Source organism: Paenibacillus sp. FSL E2-0201 (genome assembly GCF_037963325.1).
Taxonomy (GTDB): Bacteria; Bacillota; Bacilli; order Paenibacillales; family Paenibacillaceae; genus Paenibacillus_AQ.
This window is the reverse complement of record NZ_CP150154.1, coordinates 4,006,069-4,024,778: the sequence shown is the minus strand read 5'-3', so window position 1 is coordinate 4,024,778 and position 18,710 is coordinate 4,006,069. Positions and strand designations below refer to the sequence as shown.

Genomic DNA, 18,710 nt, shown 5'->3' with positions numbered 1-18,710 from the left:
GTTTCTTCTTAAAATATTGTACTTTCACTGAATATCATTGATAGTGTTTTACGGAGTTATTAAAGGTGGGAGGAAAGCATGGAACAAAACCAGGAGAGAAGAAAAAGATTCGAGCTCTTGATGAAGCAAGGTGAAATTCCACCTGCAATCATGGATCCCTACTTTTTAGATGGATATATAGAACGTGTAGAGATCAGCCGCGGTAACCGAGACTGGCAAATTGTGATTTCGAAAGAAAGTCTGGTTCCAGCGCAGGTATACCGGACATTTTGCCTCAGAATGCGCGAAAAGCTGCAGCATATTGCCAAAGTTAGCTTTTTATTCGTATATGATGAAAAAGTCAGTCGGGCAGAGCTTATCCAAGAATATTGGGGATTGTTTCTGGAGTGGGTGACCCGCGAGATCCCTTCGGTTAACGGCTGGCTGACACGCTCTACCCAAGAGCTTAAAGATGACACTTTAATGTTGACAATGAGTGACTCCACTTCCATGGAGCTTGCTCGTAAAAAGGGCATCGATGGGGCAATTATTAAATTTTATGATAAGTATTTCGGACTCTCCTTAAAAGTTAAAGTGCTAATGGCGGAGAATGAAAATAACAATATTGAAGCATACGAAGAATTTCAGCAAAAGCTGCAGCAGGAACAACGAGAGATCGTTGAGCAAATGATGACTGCAGTAGAAACAGATGCACCTCCTGATGATAGTGATCCTAATGAAGTGATTAAGCTTCAGGTGGGGTATGAAATTAAGGAACAGGCTGTACCGATTCTTGAAATTCAAGATGAAGAGAAGAAAATTACAATTCAAGGCACCATCTTTGGTCTGGATCGTAAGGAGCTTCGCAATGGCAGTACCTTGTTCACCTTCAGCTTGACAGATTTCACCGATTCTTTGCAAATGAAGATGTTTGCTAAGACCAAGGAAGATCTTAAGGTGATGAGTCAGCTTGCTAATGGCAAATGGGTAAGAGCACGCGGGAAGGTAGAATATGACCGGTTCATGCAAGTTCCTGAGCTAGTGATGATCCCATCGGACTTAACAGAAGTTAAGGCACCACCTGCAAGGAAAGATACGGCGCCTAAGAAACGGGTGGAGTTCCACCTTCACACTACTATGAGTACGATGGATGCGGTCACTCCGATTACTAGCTATGTCAAAACAGCTGCCCAGTGGGGTCATCCAGCAATTGCTATTTCTGATCATGGCGGGGTTCAGGCTTTTCCAGATGCGAACCATGCAGCTCATAAGCATAAGATAAAAATGATTTATGGTGTGGAAGCCAATGTTGTGAATGACTCTGTGAATATTGTTGAGAATGCTCAGCCTTTGGACTTGAAGACAGCTACTTATGTAGTGTTTGATATAGAGACCACGGGGTTATCGATTACCCGCAATAATATTACGGAGCTCGCGGCCATTAAAATGTGCGAAGGCAAAGAAGTAGATCGTTATTCTACTTTTGTTAACCCGCATGAGAAGATCCCTTATCATATTCAGCAATTGACCAATATTACGGATGAAATGGTTAAGGACGCTCCTGATCTGGAGCCAGTGTTGCGTAAGTTTGTTGAGTTTGTGGGTGACAGTATCCTAGTCGCTCATAACGCCAGATTTGATATGGGTTTTATTCAGGCCTCATTACGTAAAATAGGTGAACCTGTGCTTCCAAATCCGTCTCTTGATACACTTGAGCTCGCACGGTTACTATTTCCAACCATGAAGAATCACAGGCTGAACACATTAGCCGATAAATATAAAGTTCTTCTGGAAAGCCATCACCGCGCGATAGACGATACCATAGCACTCGGTGGTATTTTAACAGGATTGCTTGCGGATGCTGAAAAGATGAAGGGCATGACTCGCCTTGATAGACTGAACGATTATGTGGGTAATGATCTTTCGAATACAAGACCGTTTCACTGTAATATCTATGCACTTAATCAGGTGGGCAAAAAAAATCTTTATAAGCTCATTTCCATGTCTCATACGGAATATTTCAAACGTGTACCTTGTATTCCTAAATCCAAGCTGGAAGAGCATAGAGATGGACTACTCGTAATTTCCGGTTGTGAACGTGGTGAGTTTTTTGAAGCAGTACTCAACAAAACGACTGAGGAAGCCATGGAGGTTGCTCATTTTTATGATGTGCTGGAGATTCAGCCATTGACCATGTACATGCATTTGGTGGACAAGGGCTTTGTAGCAGGTCCTGATGAGCTTCGCGATGTAGTCCGCAAGGTTTGCGAAATAGGTGAACAGTTAAATAAACCTGTTATAGCGACGGGGAATGTGCATTATCTTGAACCCCGGGACAAGCTGTATCGTGATATTACGATTAATGGGATCACAGGCTTTAGTCCGCTTAAAGACCAACGTAAACCGGATGCACACTTCCGCACAACGGATGAAATGCTGTCTGAATTCGAATTTCTCGGTGCTGAAAAAGCGATGGAAGTCGTGGTTACGAATACAGTTGAGCTGGCAGAACGTTTTGAAGAGCTGGAGTTATTTCCAGATAAGCTATTTACACCAATTCTTGAAGGGGCGGACGAAGAAATTCGCGAGACCTGTTATAACACTGCCAAATCCATTTACGGTGAAGAACTGCCTGAGGTAGTCATTGCCCGTTTGGAGAAAGAGCTTGCTCCGATTATTAAATTCGGGTTCTCTGCCAACTATTTGATTTCTGAACGTCTCGTTAAAAAATCAAATCGAGATGGATATCTCGTAGGCTCGCGGGGTTCTGTAGGCTCTTCTGTAGTAGCTACATTTCTTGGGATTTCAGAAGTTAATCCTTTGCCTGCGCATTATATTTGCCTAAACCCCGAGTGTCGCCATAGTGAATGGTTCCTGGACGGTAGTGTGCGAAGCGGGTTCGATTTACCAGACAAAGACTGTCCGGATTGCGGCGAGAAGCTCAAAGGTGAAGGCCAGGATATTCCGTTTGAGACCTTCCTTGGATTTAAAGGGGATAAGGTTCCCGATATCGACTTGAACTTCTCAGGGGAATATCAGCCGAATGCACATAACTTTACCAAAGAAATGTTTGGTGAGAAAAATGTATTCCGTGCTGGAACGATTGGTACGGTAGCTGAGAAGACTGCCTTCGGTTTTGCAAAAAAATACGAAGAATTGCACCAGAAACGTTGGCGCGGAGCTGAAGTTGGGCGTCTAGCGGCTGGCTGTACAGGTGTTAAACGCAGTACGGGACAGCATCCCGGCGGTATAGTCGTTGTTCCAGACTATATGGAGGTAGAAGACATTACACCAGTGCAATTTCCGGCGGATGATGTCAATGCCGAATGGAAGACCACACACTTTGACTATCACGCTTTTGATGCCAATTTGCTGAAGCTTGATATTCTGGGTCATGATGATCCGACGATGATGCGGATGCTGCAGGATTTGACAGGTGTAGATCCAACCTCAATTCCGATGAATGATCCGAAGGTAATGAGCATGTTTAACTCTACAGATGCACTTGGCGTAAGACCTGACGAAATCAGATCGCCGGTTGCGACATACGGAGTGCCCGAAATGGGTACCAAGTTTGTACGACAAATGCTTATTGAGTCAAAACCGTCCAGCTTTGCTGACTTACTGCAAATATCTGGTTTGTCACATGGTACTGGGGTTTGGCTTGGGAATGCGCAAGAGCTTATAAAGAATAACACTTGTAACATTAAGACAGTTATCGGTTGTCGTGATGACATCATGCTCTTCTTAATTTATAAAGCGGGAATGGATGCGAGCTTGGCCTTTAAAATTACCGAGAGTGTTCGTAAAGGTAAAGGATTGTCTGACGAATGGATCGAGGAAATGAAAAAGTGCAAGGTTCCGCAATGGTATATTGATTCTTGTCTGAAGATTCAATACATGTTCCCGAAGGCGCATGCGGCTGCATACGTTATTTCTGCAGTACGTACCGCCTACTTCAAGCTGTATCATCCTATTGAGTATTATGCGACCTATTTCTCTGTACGCGCAGCGGATTTTGATATTGAACTGTGCTGTAAGGGATATGAAGCTATCAACCGTCAGATCGTAGAAATTGAGCAAAAAGGATTTCAAGCTTTGCCTAAGGAAAAGGCTATGTTGCCTGTCCTTGAGATGGCTTTGGAGATGACGGCACGTGGATTTACATTCAAAAATATTGATCTTTACCGTTCGGAAGCGAATAAGTTTATTGTGGATGGAACCAGTTTGATTCCTCCGTTTTCCGCATTAGCGGGAATTGGTGAGAATGCCGCTATCAATATAGCCGCTGCGAAAGATGCTGGGGAGTTCCTTTCTATTGAGGATTTCCAGCAGAAATCCAAGGCGAGTAAGACAGTTATTGAGTTGCTGACCAATATGGGCTGCTTCCGCGGCTTACCGGAAAGCAATCAACTTTCCCTATTTTAAAGGCTTTAACAACACTTATTTCATGGCTAGAGAAGAGAGCTCCAAAGGGGGAGTCAAGGGCTAGCACTTGTCAGTCCAGACTCACTATGGTATAATTTCTTTGGTAATAATGAGATAAGTCCGTTGTGTAAAGAGTGGGGAAACCCACTCTTTATCTTTGGTATATAGCAAAAGACAAGTTCGTGGAGGTAATTTTCTTTTGAGCACACCCAAATCTAAAATTAAACAAACGGTAGAGCAGATGCTCGGGCCCTATCTCGACGACAATGGTTTCGAACTGGTGGACGTTGAATACGTGAAGGAAGGCTCCAATTGGTTTCTGCGTATATTCGTAGATAAAGAAGGCGGCATTGATATTGATGACTGCGGCAGCATTAGCGAATATTTCAGTCAGCAGTTGGATGAGAATGATCCTATCCCTGAGGCATATTTCCTTGAGGTTTCCTCACCGGGAGCAGAGCGTCCTCTCAAAAAAGCTGCGGATGTAGCTAAAGCGGTAGGCAAGGACGTGTATGTGACTGTTTATGAGCCGATTCAAGGACTCAAAGAATTTGAAGGTCGTTTGCTCTCGTTCGAGAACGAGGAACTGCTCATCTCCGCGGGCAAAAAAGAACATGTAGTACCGTACGCCAAAGTCGCAAGCGCGAGATTGGCCATTATTTTTTAACGTCTTGAAAGGGGGGCCGGAAATTCATGAGTATGGAGTTTATTGAAGCAATGAATGAGCTGGAAAGGGAGAGAGGCATCAGTAAAGATGTGCTGTTTGAAGCCATCGAAGCGGCGCTGATCTCTAGTTATAAACGTAATTTCAATGCAGCACAGAACGTACGTGTTGACATGAACCGCAACACAGGCGTAATCAAAGTGTTTGCCCGCAAGCTAATTGTTGAGGAGGTCCTGGATACAAGGACTGAAATCTCATTGCCGGCAGCCAGAGAAATTAACCCGCATTTCCAGCTTGAAGATATTGCTGAGCTTGAAGTGACACCACGTGATTTCGGGCGTATTGCTGCACAGACTGCAAAGCAGGTTGTAACACAACGGATTCGCGAAGCAGAGCGTGGACTCATCTATAATGCCTTTATTGACAAAGAAGATGATATCGTAACAGGACTTGTACAACGTCAAGATATGCGGAACATCTACATTGATCTTGGTAAAATCGAAGCGGTCTTGCCGCTTAGTGAATTGATGCCAGGTGAGAAGTTTAAGCAAAGCGAGCGTATCAAGGCTTATATCACTAAAGTTGAGAACACCACTAAAGGACCGCAAATTATGCTGTCCCGCAGTCATCCCGGATTGCTGAAGCGTCTGTTCGAACTCGAAGTTCCGGAAATTTTTGATGGTGTAGTTGAAATTCGTTCCGTAGCTCGTGAAGCTGGCTTCCGTTCGAAGATTGCTGTGTATTCCCGCAATCCAGAAGTAGATCCAGTTGGCTCTTGCGTGGGCCCAAGAGGAACACGCGTTCAGACCATCGTTACTGAGCTTCGTGGCGAGAAGATCGACATCGTACGTTACTCTGATCTGGTGCAGGAATATGTAGCTAATGCACTCAGTCCTTCTAAGGTCCTTGAAGTTCAAGTCTTTGAAGCAGAGAAAATGGCACGGGTGATCGTTCCTGATTATCAATTATCACTGGCTATCGGTATTAAAGGGCAAAATGCACGTCTTGCCGCTAAACTTACCGGCTGGAAAATTGATATCAAGAGTGAAAGTCAAGCGGAGCAGGAATACGGTAGACCGAGATCTTCTATTGATGAAATGCATCAGGATTCCGTCTCCATTGATTAATTAACCTGCTTGACGGGAGGCGTATGTTATGAAACAAAAAAAGGTGCCGCTGCGCAAATGCGTTGCTACCCAAGAGATGATGCCGAAGAAAGAGCTGATTCGAGTGGTTAGGACGCCCGAGGGCGAAGTGCTGATTGATCTGACAGGTAAGAAGTCAGGCCGTGGTGCTTACATATGCGGCAAGCTTGAATGCTTTAAGCTGGCACAGAAGAATAAAGCACTTGATCGCGCTTTGAAATGTCAAGTGAGTCCTGAAATCTATGACCAGCTTGCCCGGCAGTTTACTTCCGTGGAAGAGCAGTTTCTAGCAGCAAAGGATAGTGAGGATAATGAGTAAGGCGCTTTCTTATTTAGGGCTTGCCATGAGAGCAGGCAAGATAGTCACCGGCGATGAGGCTGTACTCAAAGCTGTACGGTCTTCAGAGGCGAAGCTGGTCGTTCTGGCAGGTGACGCTTCAGATAATACCCAAAAAAAGTTCCGTGATAAATGCGGAACCTACGATATTCCACTAGTAATCGCATTTCACCGAGACAGCCTCGGTGCAAGTATTGGTAAAGACCAGCGTGTAGTACTGGCCATTACGGATAAAGGATTCGCGGAAATGATCTCCAAGCAACTCGGAGATACTGTCGGAGGTGGATTTATTGACTAAAGAAGAGAACAAAGATAAATTGCGCGTGTACGAATACGCCAAGTCACTAAACATGAGCAGTAAAGAAATTATTACAATTCTGAAGCGTTTGAATGTCCCTGTGAATAATCATATGAGTGTCATGGAGAACGGTTCCGTGAACAAAGTAGAACAATTCTTCAAGGATATCAAGTCGAACGCTGCAGCCAAGCGGGATACCAGCTCTAGCAGCCGTCCGGTGACAACCGGTGCGGTAACTGCCGAACCCCAAAGTGCTCAGAATGCCAACAAAAATCAACAGGAAAAGCAGGTAGGTATGAACAGTAACCAAAACAACAACCAATCGACGACGTCCCCAAGGCCCCAAAGCGGACAAGATTCCCGCAGAACACAAACAGGTTCAACGCAGAATGCACGTCCGCAACAAAGCGGAGCTCCACGTACTAACAGTACAAGCGGAAGCCGTCCGCAAGGAAGCAGCACAGGCGGTAATCGTCCACAAGGTAGCAATACCGGTGGCAGTCGCCCGCAAGGAAGTAATACTGGCAGCCGTCCACAAGGAAGCAGTACCGGTGGTAGCCGTCCGCAAGGAAGTAATACTGGTGGCAGCCGTCCGCAAGGTAGCAATACCGGTGGCAGCCGTCCACAAGGAAGTAATACTGGCAGCCGTCCGCAAGGACAAAGCAGTGCGCCTCGCACTGACAGCCGCCCACAAGGTCAATCTAACACCGGCGGAGGTTTCACACGCGGTGACGACAGAGGCCCTAAGAAGAACACAACGGGTGGTCGACCAAATACGAACAATAGACGTTTTGATGATGGTAAGGGCGGTAACTACCGTGGTCGTGGTGGTAAGAATGGCCGTGGTAAGAATCAGCCAATGGTTCACCGTGAGAAGATTGATAACACACCTAAGAAGATTATCGTTCGTGGCAGCATGACCGTTGGTGAAACAGCGAAATTGCTTCACAAAGACGCTTCTGAAGTAATCAAGAAGCTGATCTCTATGGGTGTTATGGCAACCATCAACCAAGAGCTGGATATCGACACCATCCTGCTGCTCGCTGCTGAATTCGGCGTAGAAGTAGAAGTGAAGATTCCTGTTGATGAGGATAGCTTCGAAACTGTGGAAGAGAATGATACTGAAGATGAACTTCAGTCCCGTCCTCCAGTAGTTACGATCATGGGTCACGTTGACCACGGTAAAACTACTTTGCTAGATGCCATTCGTTCGACAAGTGTGTCGCTAGGCGAAGCTGGCGGAATCACACAGCATATCGGTGCTTATCAAGTTGAAATTAATCAGAAGAAAATCACGTTCCTTGATACACCAGGTCACGAAGCATTTACTGCTATGCGTGCTCGTGGTGCACAGGTTACGGATATGACAATTATCGTAGTTGCTGCGGATGACGGTGTTATGCCTCAGACTGTTGAAGCTATTGCACATGCTAAAGCTGCTGGACTTCCGATCATTGTTGCTGTCAACAAAATCGATAAGCCGGGTGCAGATCCTGATAAGGTGAAGCAAGAGCTTACAAGCTATGAACTCGTTCCTGAAGAGTGGGGCGGAGATACCATCTTCGTTAACCTTTCTGCAAAACAACGTATTAACTTGGAAGAACTGCTGGAAATGATCTTGCTCGTTGCTGAAGTTAATGAGTACAAAGCTAACCCTGACAAACGGGCACGCGGTACAGTTATAGAAGCTGAGCTTGATAAGAACCGTGGTCCAGTTGCACGTGTTCTGGTACAGAACGGTACATTGAAAGTCGGCGATGCTTTTGTAGCAGGTAACTGCTTCGGACGTGTACGTGCGATGGTTAATGATAAAGGACGTAAGATCAAGGAAGCTGGACCTTCCACTCCAGTAGAAATTACTGGTTTGACTGAGGTGCCACAAGCTGGCGATCCGTTTATGGCTTTCGAAGACGAGCGTAAAGCCCGTGCGATTGCTGATAGACGTTCCACATCACAACGTCAATCTGAGCTGAATACGAACACCCGTGTAACATTGGATGATTTGTTCCAGCACATTAAAGATGGCGAGATCAAAGACCTTAACGTTATCATTAAAGCTGACGTACAAGGTTCAGTCGAGGCACTTAAAGGTTCCCTGGCTAAGATCGAAGTGGAAGGCGTCCGCGTGAAGATCATTCACAGCGGTGCTGGTGCCATTACGGAATCCGATATTACACTTGCAGCAGCATCTAATGCTATTGTTATTGGCTTTAACGTTCGTCCGGACGCTCAAACCAAGGCAGCTGCTGAACAAGAAAAAGTAGATGTTCGTCTCCATAACATCATCTACAATGTAATCGAGGAAATCGAAAGTGCAATGAAGGGTATGCTTGATCCTATCTATAAAGAGAACGTTATCGGACACGCTGAAGTACGTAGTGTCTTCAAAATCAGTAAAGTGGGTACCATTGCAGGTTGTATGGTTATTGATGGTAAAATTACCCGTAATGCTGAAATGCGCTTGATCCGTAGCGGAATCGTTGTATTTACAGGTAAAGTTGATACCTTGAAACGCTTTAAAGATGATGCCAAAGAAGTGGCGCAAGGTTATGAATGCGGCATAACTTTGGAACGCTATAATGACGTCCAAGAGGGCGACATTATCGAAGCGTTTCTTATGGAAACTGTAGAGCGCTAAGCGAAGAGGTGAATATAGATGTCTAAAATTAGAGCAGGACGAGTGGGCGAGCAGATCAAGAAAGAGCTTAGTCAACTTATCCAAAGCGGACTGAAAGACCCTCGAATCGGTTTTGTAACTGTAACTGGCGTAGACGTGACTAACGATCTGTCGCAAGCGAAAGTATACCTAAGCGTGTTCGGGGATGAAGAACAGAAGTCAGGCTCACTAAAAGCGATCGAAAAAGCAAATGGTTTTCTTCGCTCTGAGCTTGGCAAGGCGATTCGCCTACGGCACACACCGGAACTGATCTTCAAGATTGATGAATCTGTCGCTTACGGCAGTCACATTGAGAAACTTCTCGGAGAGCTTCACAAGAACGATTAGAAATCGGTACTAAAAGGAGTTCAAAATAGCCTAAGGCTATTTTGAACAACCTTTATAAAGGAGACGGCGAATGCAGAGCTATGAACAAAGTCTCCAGCAGACCCGTGAGTTTCTGCTGGAACACGACGATTACCTTGTAGTGTCGCATGTTCAGCCGGACGGAGATGCAGTCAGCTCCACCCTAGCGGTGGGCTGGCTTCTCTCATGTCTGGGCAAAAAATACACTATGCTGAATGAAGGACCGATACCGAAGCGGATGGAATACTTATGGCATTCGGATGAAATCATCAATATGGCCTCTAGTGAACCGCCCCGTCAATACAGCAATGTGATCTGTGTGGATTGTGCTGATTTTCAGCGAGTAGGGCTGACCCATCGCTATTTTGCGAATGATGCTCTAATCCTGAATATTGACCATCACCCAACTAATAACGGTTATGGACTTGTGAATTTAATCAAACCGGATGCTGCTGCGACTGCGGAAATTTTGTTCGATCTGCTAAAGACGTTCGAGATTACATGGGACATCGATATTGCTACAGCAATATACACAGGTCTCTTGACAGATACTGGTGGATTTCGATATACCAACACATCACCTAAAGTAATGGCGGCCGTATCCGAACTGCTTTCATATGGTGTTAACGGTCCTGAACTGGCTGAGACCTTACTTGAAGAAATGACATTGCCACAAATTAAAATTCTAAATAAAGCGTTAAATACTCTTCAATTATCACCCGAAGGGAATATTGCCTGGCTGTATGTTACACCTGAGGATATGATCGAATGTGCTGCTGCGAATGAAGATTTAGAAGGAATCGTGAACTACCCTCGTAATATTCGAGGTGTGGAAGTAGGAATTCTGTTCAAGGTCATTCATGAACATGCGGTTAAGGTTAGTTTGCGTTCTGCTGGTAAGGTGGACGTGGCTGATCTAGCGCAAACGTTTGGAGGTGGCGGTCATACCCGTGCTGCAGGTGCGCGTATAGAAGCTACACTTGAAGAGGCAATAGCTCAGGTGCTTGAGGAGGTTAGACGTCATTTATGAGTGAATTAGAAGGTGTACTGGCGGTTTACAAGCCGGCAGGCTTCACTTCACATGATGTTGTAGCCAAGGCGCGTCGTATTCTCGGTATGAAACGGATCGGACATACGGGAACGCTTGATCCTCAGGTGACAGGTGTACTGCCGCTTTGTCTGGGTCGTGCTACTCGTGTTGTGGAGTATATTCAGGAGTTGCCTAAAGAATATGTGGCTACACTGAGACTGGGGATGTCCAGTGATACCGAGGACTTAACAGGGACTATTACAGAAACTGTTGATGAGGTGCATGTAACTGAAGAAGAAATTCTATCAGTGCTTGCTTCATTTAAAGGTGTTATTTCTCAGGTTCCTCCGATGTATTCAGCGGTTAAAGTTGACGGGAAACGTCTTTATGAGCTGGCACGAGAAGGCAAAACCGTTGAACGTAAAAGCCGTGAAGTAGAGATTTATGAAATTGAAATGACGGATATGACTTGGGAAGGCAATCATCCAGATATCACCTTCCGGGTGCTGTGCTCAAAGGGCACGTACATTCGTACTCTCTGTGTCGATATCGGACGAGCACTTGGACTGCCGGGTGTGATGGTAAAGCTTGAGAGAACGATGTCGGCAGGGATTTCTGCTAGTCATTGTCTTACGCTAGAGGATATTGCGACTCACAAGGAAGCCGGAACATTGGAAGATCATTTAATCGCTGCAGACGAAGCCATTTCTCATATGCCAAAGCACACTGTAATGGATGAGAAAAAGAAGGCAGCTTTGCAGGGGCAGCGTTTGTCCTCGCGATTTATCGCTCCAGAGGTGAAGACGAACAGTCAATTTCGGCTATACGATCTTCAAGGTGGATTTCTTGGCATTTATGAATTGGAAGATACAGGTGCAATTGCTCCAGTGAAGGTGTTTGCACAAGCTTAAATCAATTTTACCAAGTGAATTGTAGGTGAGAAACAGCGTGAGAACCGTAACGTTAACCTATCCGATGTCTCCGGAGACTGCTGCAGAGTGGGCTCAGCCTCAAGTGGCTGCTCTAGGGCAGTTTGACGGATTGCATCGTGGACATGCCAGCGTCATTACATCCGCTGTGGCCTTAGCCCGTAAACAAGGTGTACCGGCCGCAGTCCTTACATTTCATCCCCATCCTAAAGATGTTATGGGTAAGGGTGATTATGAAGGGTATTTGACGCCACCCGTAGAAAAGCAGGAGATTCTAGCTAGTATGGGTGTCGATATCTTATATGTTATTGAATTTAATGAGCAGCTTTCCCGTGTAAGTCCACAAAATTTTGTCTCTGTTATGCTTTTGCCGCTACATATTGTAACTGCAGTTGTCGGCTTTGACTTTCGTTTTGGTTATCAAGGTGAAGGCGATGTTGAGATGCTTCGCAAGCTGGGTGAAGGTGTTATGAATGTAGAGGTTGCTCCCCCTTTTCTGCTTGAAGGAGAAAAGGTCAGTAGCTCAGGCATTCGCAAAAGTCTCCAAAACGGGGATTTAGAGCTGGCAAACTCCTGGTTCGGACGTTGTTATTATCTTCGTGGTGAAGTGGGTCATGGTGAGAAGAGAGGTCGCACAATTGGTTTTCCAACGGCGAATTTGAAGCTCAGTGCTCATTTTGTAATACCAACTAAAGGTGTTTATGCCGTCCGAGTCTTTTATAAGGATAAAGTTCTTTACGGGGTTATGAATGTGGGCGTTAAACCTACTTTTCATGATGGTGTATTGACTCCAAGCTTTGAGGTTCATCTGTTTGACTTCGAAGGAGACTTGTATGATCAAGAGCTCAAGGTAGAATTAGTATCTTACATTCGTCCTGAACGGAAATTCGAATCTATAGATGCGTTGATCACTCAAATTGGTGAGGATGCAGAAACCGCAAAGAAGATTTTGGGGTATAATCTATAGTCATCCCGGACAAGCCGTTTACTTTTGTTAATGGAGATGCTATACTAATAAACGTTGCTGGCTTACAGCATCATAACCTTAGCTTGGTTGCACGTTCTCACCGACGGTGACGAGGCTAGTGGCGATTATATTGAAGGAGGTGAACAGGATGGCATTGACTCAAGAACGTAAACATCAATTGATCGACGAGCACAAAACTCACGAATCCGATACTGGATCCCCTGAGGTGCAAGTTGCTATCCTAACGGAGAACATCGTTAATTTGACTGACCACTTGCGTACGCACAAGAAAGATCATCACTCCCGTCGCGGATTGTTGAAAATGGTTGGACAACGTCGTAAACTTCTGGCGTATTTGAAAAACAAAGACATCAGACGTTACAGCGCCCTGATCGAAAGACTGGGATTGCGTCGTTAATTTTCCATAAGATAACCCTTAAAGCAGCCTGGTTGTATACCGTATGTCCTTCTCGGAGCGACAGCGGGACAGCTGGGTTGCTTTTTGAAAATTTAGGGAAAACTTTATAGCAAGACTGATGAGATTATTCGTAAAAACGGCGACTGCACTTCATCTGTAAGACTTAGCCGTTTCTTCTTATATGCATACAGAACAGGCTACATACCTTAGGGACAAGCCTTTCCGATTCATTAGATCGATATGTGAACCTGCAATATTTGACTGCGGGTCTACTACTATTCAAGGAGGTATTTATGGAAAAACGTGTAGAAATGCAGCTAGGCGGAAGACGCCTTGTGCTGGAAACGGGCCGACTAGCTAAACAAGCAAACGCAGCCGTTATGGTGCGTTATGGGGATACTTCGGTATTATGTACCGTTACGGCTTCGAAAGAGCCGAAGGACCTGGATTTTTTCCCGCTTACAGTTAACTATGAGGAAAGATTATATGCGGTGGGTAAAATTCCGGGCGGATTTATTAAACGGGAAGGCAGACCGAGTGAGAAAGCGATTCTGTCCAGCCGTTTGACTGACCGTCCAATCAGACCACTGTTCCCTGAAGGTTTCCGTAACGATGTTCAGGTATTGAACATGGTAATGAGTGTGGATCAGGACTGCGCACCAGATATTGCTGCTATGATCGGTACTTCAGCTGCACTTAGTATTTCCGATGTGCCTTTTGATGGACCCATCGGCGGCGTTGCTGTAGGTCGGATTAATGGAGAGTTTGTGATCAATCCGGATATGGCTCAGCAAGAAATCAGTGATATTTATGTAGTGGTTGCTGGAACGAAGGAAGCAATCATGATGGTTGAAGCAGAAGCGAACGAAGTGACGGAAGATGTGATGCTCGAAGCGATTATGTTCGGTCATGACGAAATCCGTAAGATCGTTGCAACCATTGAAGAACTGGTCAAAGTGGCTGGTAAAGAAAAAATGGCTGTGAAGCTGCATGCAGTGAATGCTGACGTGAATACTGAGGTCCGTGCATTTGCTGAGGCTCGTCTGGTGGAAGCCGTTAAAATTGCTGAAAAACATGCTCGTCAGGAAGCGATTGATGTCGTTAATGATGAAGCGGTTGCGTATTTCGTAGAGAAGTACATAGAAGCACCGGAGCTTCTGAAAGATGTTAAAGAAGTCCTACATGATATCGTGAAGGATGAAGTAAGACGTCTAATCACGCATGATAAGGTTCGTCCAGATGGACGTAAACTTGATGAAATCCGTCCGATTGAATGTGATACAAGCCTGTTGCCGCGTACACACGGTTCCGGTCTGTTCACACGTGGACAAACACAAATCCTTAGCGTTTGTACCCTTGGAGCTCTAGGTGATGTACAAATCCTCGACGGAATCGATCCTACTGAAACGAAACGTTTCATGCACCATTACAACTTCCCTCCGTTCAGCGTAGGGGAAGCTCGTCCGCTTAGAGCACCAGGACGTCGTGAAATCGGTCACGGAGCACTTGGAGAACGTGCATTATCCAAGGTGATTCCTAGCGAAACTGAATTCCCGTACACGATTCGTCTAGTATCAGAAGCGATTGAATCTAACGGTTCTACATCCCAGGCAAGTATCTGTGCCAGCATTCTGGCTATGATGGACGCTGGTGTGCCAATCAAAGCACCAGTAGCCGGAGTAGCAATGGGTCTGATCAAAGACGGAGAGCATGTCTCCATCCTGACGGATATTCAAGGTATGGAAGATCATCTCGGAGATATGGACTTCAAGGTAGCTGGTACAGCAGAAGGTGTTACAGCTATTCAAATGGACATTAAGATTGCAGGTATCGACCGTAACATTCTTCAAGATGCACTTCAACAGGCTAAAGAAGGCCGTCTGTTCATCTTGGACAAAATGAATGAAGCGATCTCTGCGCCAAGACCTAATCTGTCCAAATATGCTCCAAAAATCATTATTATCAACATCAATCCGGACAAAATCCGTGATGTTATCGGTGCTGGTGGTAAGATTATCAATAAAATTATTGAAGAAACCGGTGTGAAAATCGACATCGAACAAGATGGCCGTGTCTTTATCGGTTCTTCAGATGAAGAAATGATCCAAAAGGCTCGTTCGATTATCGAAGGTCTTGTGCGTGAAGTACAAGTCGGAGAAATCTATGTGGGTACAGTTAGACGTATTGAGAAATTTGGTGCATTTGTTGAACTTATTCCGGGCAAAGATGGATTGGTACACATTTCCCAATTATCAACTGAGCGTGTAGCTAAGGTAGAAGATGTTGTTGCTATTGGTGACACCATTACCGTTAAAGTTACCGAGATCGATCCACAAGGCCGGGTTAACCTGTCTCGTAAAGCAGTGTTGACTTCGGAAGCTGGAGCTAAAGCGTAAGATTGATCTTAGTAATAACCTTTACTAAAGGGATTGAATTTCATTATTAAAAGAGACAGAAGCGATTTGCGTTCTGGCTCTTTTTTTATATGAACAAGTTGGAAAATTGTAGCAAATATTCCTATCTATTAGTCTTGTATCTGTTCATGACATAAATTCCTCCCTTGTCTCATAGATTGGGACAAAGTGTCTTTGTAATCGTGTGGAACGAACCTGAAATTCGTTTCTATCGGGGAGGAAGTCGTCATGAAGACGGAAAAGGTGGCATTAGTGGTTGCTTGTGTAGCAATCGTGATAGGAATTGGCAGCACACAGGGACCGGTCAAGGACATGCTTGCACAATTGAAACCGCAGGATGATCTTGCAGTGTGGAAGGATATCCCTAAGGCGGCGAACAACGATCTTCGTCTGAGGATTGAGACCGCCGCGGCTAAGCTAAATGCACCTCCTGTGGATGCAGTGGTTGACCGGGTGTGGAAAGCCATTCCGGGTTATAACGGACTTGAGATTGATGTAGAGAGTACCTATCGGAATGCTCTTTTGGCGCCAAAAGAACCCATTAAGTTTGTGTATCGACAGATCGAACCAAAAGTATCGCTTAATGAACTGGGAGCAGAACCTATATATCGCGGAAATCCGGCGAAACCGATGGTTTCACTGATGATTAATGTGGCTTGGGGAAATCAGTACATTGTGCCAATGCTAGATATTCTGGATGAAGAGAAAGTGAAAGTTACGTTTTTTCTGGATGGAAGCTGGTTGAGTAAAAATCCGGAGCTTGCTGCAGAAATGCTAAAGCGTGGTCATGAGATGGAGAATCACGCGTATACCCACCCCAATATGAGTACCTTAAGTCGAGCGCGGGCTACCGTAGAAATTGAGAAGACACAAAAGCTGTTAAAGGAATCGCTTGGAGTCACTAATAAATGGTTCGCGCCTCCATCAGGTGATTTCGATCAAGAGACAGTAGAAATTGCTAGCAGTTTGGGCTTAAAAACCGTACTCTGGACTGTGGATACAGTGGATTGGCGCAATCCTGCTCCTGAATCTATTGTTGCCAAAATCACAAGTAAAGCTGAACCCGGCACACTTGTTCTAATGCATCCGACTGCCTCATCCTCCAAGGCGCTGAAGGCCATGATACGCGGGATAAAGGCAAAAGGGTTACAGCTAGGTACAGTTAGCCAAACACTCTCAGCGGAGCGTCTAATCCCCTCTGATGTTGAGTGAGTGATCTATTTCTGGTAGGATTATAGGCACGTGTATTAATTTAGAAAGAACATGGCTATTGCCAGGAGGACTTGAAGTGGAAAAAATAGTATTATCCAATGGATTGCGAGTAGTAATGGAAAAAATTCCGACAGGCCGATCCGTTTCATTCGGCATCTGGGTAAAGACAGGTTCGCGGAATGAAAACCCTGGAAACAACGGGATATCCCATTTTGTAGAGCATATGCTTTTTAAAGGTACAGACCGATATAGTGCTAAGGACATCGCCGAGCAGTTCGATGCTATTGGCGGCAACGTAAATGCATTTACCTCTAAGGAATACACTTGCTATTATGCAAAAGTACTGGATGAGCATCTGCCCATCGCAGTAGATGTGTTAGCAGATATGTTCTTCCGTTCACGTATGGATGCTGAAGAGCTGGAGAAAGAAAAAAATGTCATCCTTGAAGAAATTTCTATGTGCGAGGACACACCAGACGATCTCGTACATGATTTGATGTGTGCTGCTGCTTACAAGGATCATCCGCTTGCGTATTCTATCCTTGGCTTAAAAGAACGGCTAATGGAAATGAAGCCAGATGATCTTCGTGCATACATGAAAGAGCAGTATACGATTGAGAATACGGTAATAAGTGTAGCGGGCAACATCAGCGATGGACTGATTGAGCTGCTGGAGAAGCATTTTGGTTCTTTTGCTAATCATGGCACATCTGCGCCGCTAACTCCACCGGATTATTATGGGGAAATGTTGTTCCACCGCAAAAAAACAGAACAGAATCATATTTGTCTTTCCTTACCAGGGGTCCGCTCTGGCGATCCATTACAATATGCTATGGTGCTTATTAATAATGCCATTGGTGGTGGGATGAGCTCACGGATGTTCCAAGAGATTCGTGAAAAACGAGGCCTAGCCTATTCTGTATATTCATACCACAGTTCTCAAGCGGATTCTGGTTTGTTCACGGTCTATGCTGGAACAGCACCGAAACAAACTAAGGATGTAACGGAGCTAATTAAGGAAATGATGTACGAACTTGCTACTGAGGGTCTTAGTGAAGATGAACTGAGAAAAGGCAAGGAGCAGCTTAAAGGTAGCCTTATTCTTAGCCTGGAAAGCACTAGTAGCCGGATGAATCGGATTGGGAAAAATGAACTTATGATCGGAAAACATAACACATTAGACGATATGATCGCCAAGATTCAGTTAGTAACGATGGACAATATCAACAGTGTGCTTGATAATATGTTTGCTGAGCCGCTTTCTTTAGCGATGGTAGGTTCAACAGATAAAGCTATTGCAAATGTTAGGAGAGATGATCTTGTCTTATTACGTACAAATCAATAAACTAGCTGGAAACGAGGATGTTAATCTTCCTTGTAAAATGTCAGAACAGGCTTCCGGGTATGATCTATATGCCGCAGTTGGTAGCGAAGTCGTGCTTGCACCTGGAGAACGTGCATTAATTCCAACAGGCATATCATTAGCTATGCCAGACGGATTAGAAGCTCAAATTCGTCCACGAAGTGGACTAGCCTTGAAGCATGGGATTACGTGTTTGAACACACCTGGAACGATTGATGCTGATTATCGTGGAGAGATCAAAGTGTTGTTGATCAATCTAGGGCAAGAGCCATTTGCTATCGCTCGTAATGAGCGCATTGCCCAAATGGTATTTCAAGCGGTTCCTGTGGTCACTTTGGTTGAAGTAGATGCTTTATCCGAAACAGAACGTGGAGCCGGAGGCTTCGGTCACACTGGAAAATAATACAAATCATTATAAAGCTTGCGAATCTATGCCTAATCGGCGTGATTTGCAAGCTTTTTTTGTTCAAATATGACAAATTATAAGTTTCACATTTAAGTCTG

The 18,710-nt window shown here is 44.9% G+C and carries 15 protein-coding genes; all 15 read left to right on the top strand.

What is annotated here, in order from left to right; genetic code table 11:
- Positions 1-78: 78 nt before the first annotated feature.
- The 15 genes from NSU15_RS18220 to dut all read left to right on the top strand — a co-directional run bounded on the left by NSU15_RS18220 (position 79) and on the right by dut (position 18,609).
- The gene (locus NSU15_RS18220) at positions 79-4,407 is read left to right on the top strand and encodes a PolC-type DNA polymerase III (RefSeq protein ID WP_339287119.1); all 4,329 of its coding nucleotides are present in this window, start codon (positions 79-81) and stop codon (positions 4,405-4,407) included.
- Between the two features lie 199 nt (positions 4,408-4,606).
- Entirely contained in the window at positions 4,607-5,074 is a 468-nt protein-coding gene (rimP, locus tag NSU15_RS18215) for a ribosome maturation factor RimP (protein WP_042128863.1), read from the top strand.
- 26 nt (positions 5,075-5,100) lie between these two features.
- Positions 5,101-6,198, top strand: coding sequence for a transcription termination factor NusA (gene nusA, locus NSU15_RS18210; RefSeq protein WP_042128862.1), 1,098 nt, complete (start codon positions 5,101-5,103; stop codon positions 6,196-6,198).
- Between the two features lie 28 nt (positions 6,199-6,226).
- A complete protein-coding gene (locus NSU15_RS18205) occupies positions 6,227-6,535 on the top strand; it encodes a YlxR family protein (RefSeq protein WP_042128861.1) in 309 nt (102 codons plus the stop codon).
- Positions 6,528-6,851 carry a YlxQ family RNA-binding protein gene (locus tag NSU15_RS18200; protein WP_042128860.1) on the top strand — a complete coding sequence of 108 codons (324 nt, stop codon included), beginning with the start codon at positions 6,528-6,530 and terminating at the stop codon, positions 6,849-6,851. Before NSU15_RS18205 ends, NSU15_RS18200 begins: the two co-directional genes overlap by 8 nt.
- Positions 6,844-9,489 carry a translation initiation factor IF-2 gene (gene infB / locus NSU15_RS18195; protein WP_042128858.1) on the top strand — a complete coding sequence of 882 codons (2,646 nt, stop codon included), beginning with the start codon at positions 6,844-6,846 and terminating at the stop codon, positions 9,487-9,489. The genes NSU15_RS18200 and infB overlap by 8 nt, the downstream gene beginning before the upstream one ends.
- Positions 9,490-9,507: 18 nt before the next feature.
- Entirely contained in the window at positions 9,508-9,855 is a 348-nt protein-coding gene (gene rbfA, locus NSU15_RS18190) for a 30S ribosome-binding factor RbfA (protein WP_042128856.1), read from the top strand.
- 70 nt (positions 9,856-9,925) lie between these two features.
- A complete protein-coding gene (locus NSU15_RS18185; RefSeq protein ID WP_042128854.1) occupies positions 9,926-10,903 on the top strand; it encodes a bifunctional oligoribonuclease/PAP phosphatase NrnA in 978 nt (325 codons plus the stop codon).
- Positions 10,900-11,814, top strand: a complete 915-nt coding sequence (truB, locus tag NSU15_RS18180) for a tRNA pseudouridine(55) synthase TruB (RefSeq protein ID WP_042128852.1) — start codon at positions 10,900-10,902, stop codon at positions 11,812-11,814. Before NSU15_RS18185 ends, truB begins: the two co-directional genes overlap by 4 nt.
- Before the next feature lie 37 nt (positions 11,815-11,851).
- Positions 11,852-12,799, top strand: a complete 948-nt coding sequence (locus tag NSU15_RS18175; RefSeq protein WP_042128851.1) for a bifunctional riboflavin kinase/FAD synthetase — start codon at positions 11,852-11,854, stop codon at positions 12,797-12,799.
- Positions 12,800-12,947: 148 nt separating this feature from the next.
- Complete coding sequence (gene rpsO / locus NSU15_RS18170; protein WP_036656390.1) at positions 12,948-13,217, top strand: 30S ribosomal protein S15; 270 nt, start codon at positions 12,948-12,950, stop codon at positions 13,215-13,217.
- Between the two features lie 293 nt (positions 13,218-13,510).
- Positions 13,511-15,613 carry a polyribonucleotide nucleotidyltransferase gene (pnp, locus tag NSU15_RS18165; protein WP_339287115.1) on the top strand — a complete coding sequence of 701 codons (2,103 nt, stop codon included), beginning with the start codon at positions 13,511-13,513 and terminating at the stop codon, positions 15,611-15,613.
- Positions 15,614-15,859: 246 nt separating this feature from the next.
- Complete coding sequence (locus tag NSU15_RS18160; RefSeq protein WP_339287113.1) at positions 15,860-16,843, top strand: polysaccharide deacetylase family protein; 984 nt, start codon at positions 15,860-15,862, stop codon at positions 16,841-16,843.
- A gap of 76 nt (positions 16,844-16,919) precedes the next feature.
- Entirely contained in the window at positions 16,920-18,188 is a 1,269-nt protein-coding gene (locus tag NSU15_RS18155) for a pitrilysin family protein (RefSeq protein ID WP_339287111.1), read from the top strand.
- Complete coding sequence (gene dut, locus NSU15_RS18150) at positions 18,163-18,609, top strand: dUTP diphosphatase (protein ID WP_197071224.1); 447 nt, start codon at positions 18,163-18,165, stop codon at positions 18,607-18,609. The genes NSU15_RS18155 and dut overlap by 26 nt, the downstream gene beginning before the upstream one ends.
- The last annotated feature ends 101 nt before the right edge of the window (positions 18,610-18,710 follow it).

Bases quoted from the DNA above. Each gene is read 5' to 3' on its own strand.
- rbfA (WP_042128856.1), top strand. From the start codon at position 9,508: ATGTCTAAAATTAGAGCAGGACGAGTGGGCGAGCAGATCAAGAAAGAG.
- NSU15_RS18160 (WP_339287113.1), top strand. From the start codon at position 15,860: ATGAAGACGGAAAAGGTGGCATTAGTGGTTGCTTGTGTAGCAATCGTG.
- NSU15_RS18185 (WP_042128854.1), top strand. From the start codon at position 9,926: ATGCAGAGCTATGAACAAAGTCTCCAGCAGACCCGTGAGTTTCTGCTG.
- pnp (WP_339287115.1), top strand. From the start codon at position 13,511: ATGGAAAAACGTGTAGAAATGCAGCTAGGCGGAAGACGCCTTGTGCTG.
- NSU15_RS18220 (WP_339287119.1), top strand. From the start codon at position 79: ATGGAACAAAACCAGGAGAGAAGAAAAAGATTCGAGCTCTTGATGAAG.
- NSU15_RS18205 (WP_042128861.1), top strand. From the start codon at position 6,227: ATGAAACAAAAAAAGGTGCCGCTGCGCAAATGCGTTGCTACCCAAGAG.
- truB (WP_042128852.1), top strand. From the start codon at position 10,900: ATGAGTGAATTAGAAGGTGTACTGGCGGTTTACAAGCCGGCAGGCTTC.
- nusA (WP_042128862.1), top strand. From the start codon at position 5,101: ATGAGTATGGAGTTTATTGAAGCAATGAATGAGCTGGAAAGGGAGAGA.
- rpsO (WP_036656390.1), top strand. From the start codon at position 12,948: ATGGCATTGACTCAAGAACGTAAACATCAATTGATCGACGAGCACAAA.
- NSU15_RS18200 (WP_042128860.1), top strand. From the start codon at position 6,528: ATGAGTAAGGCGCTTTCTTATTTAGGGCTTGCCATGAGAGCAGGCAAG.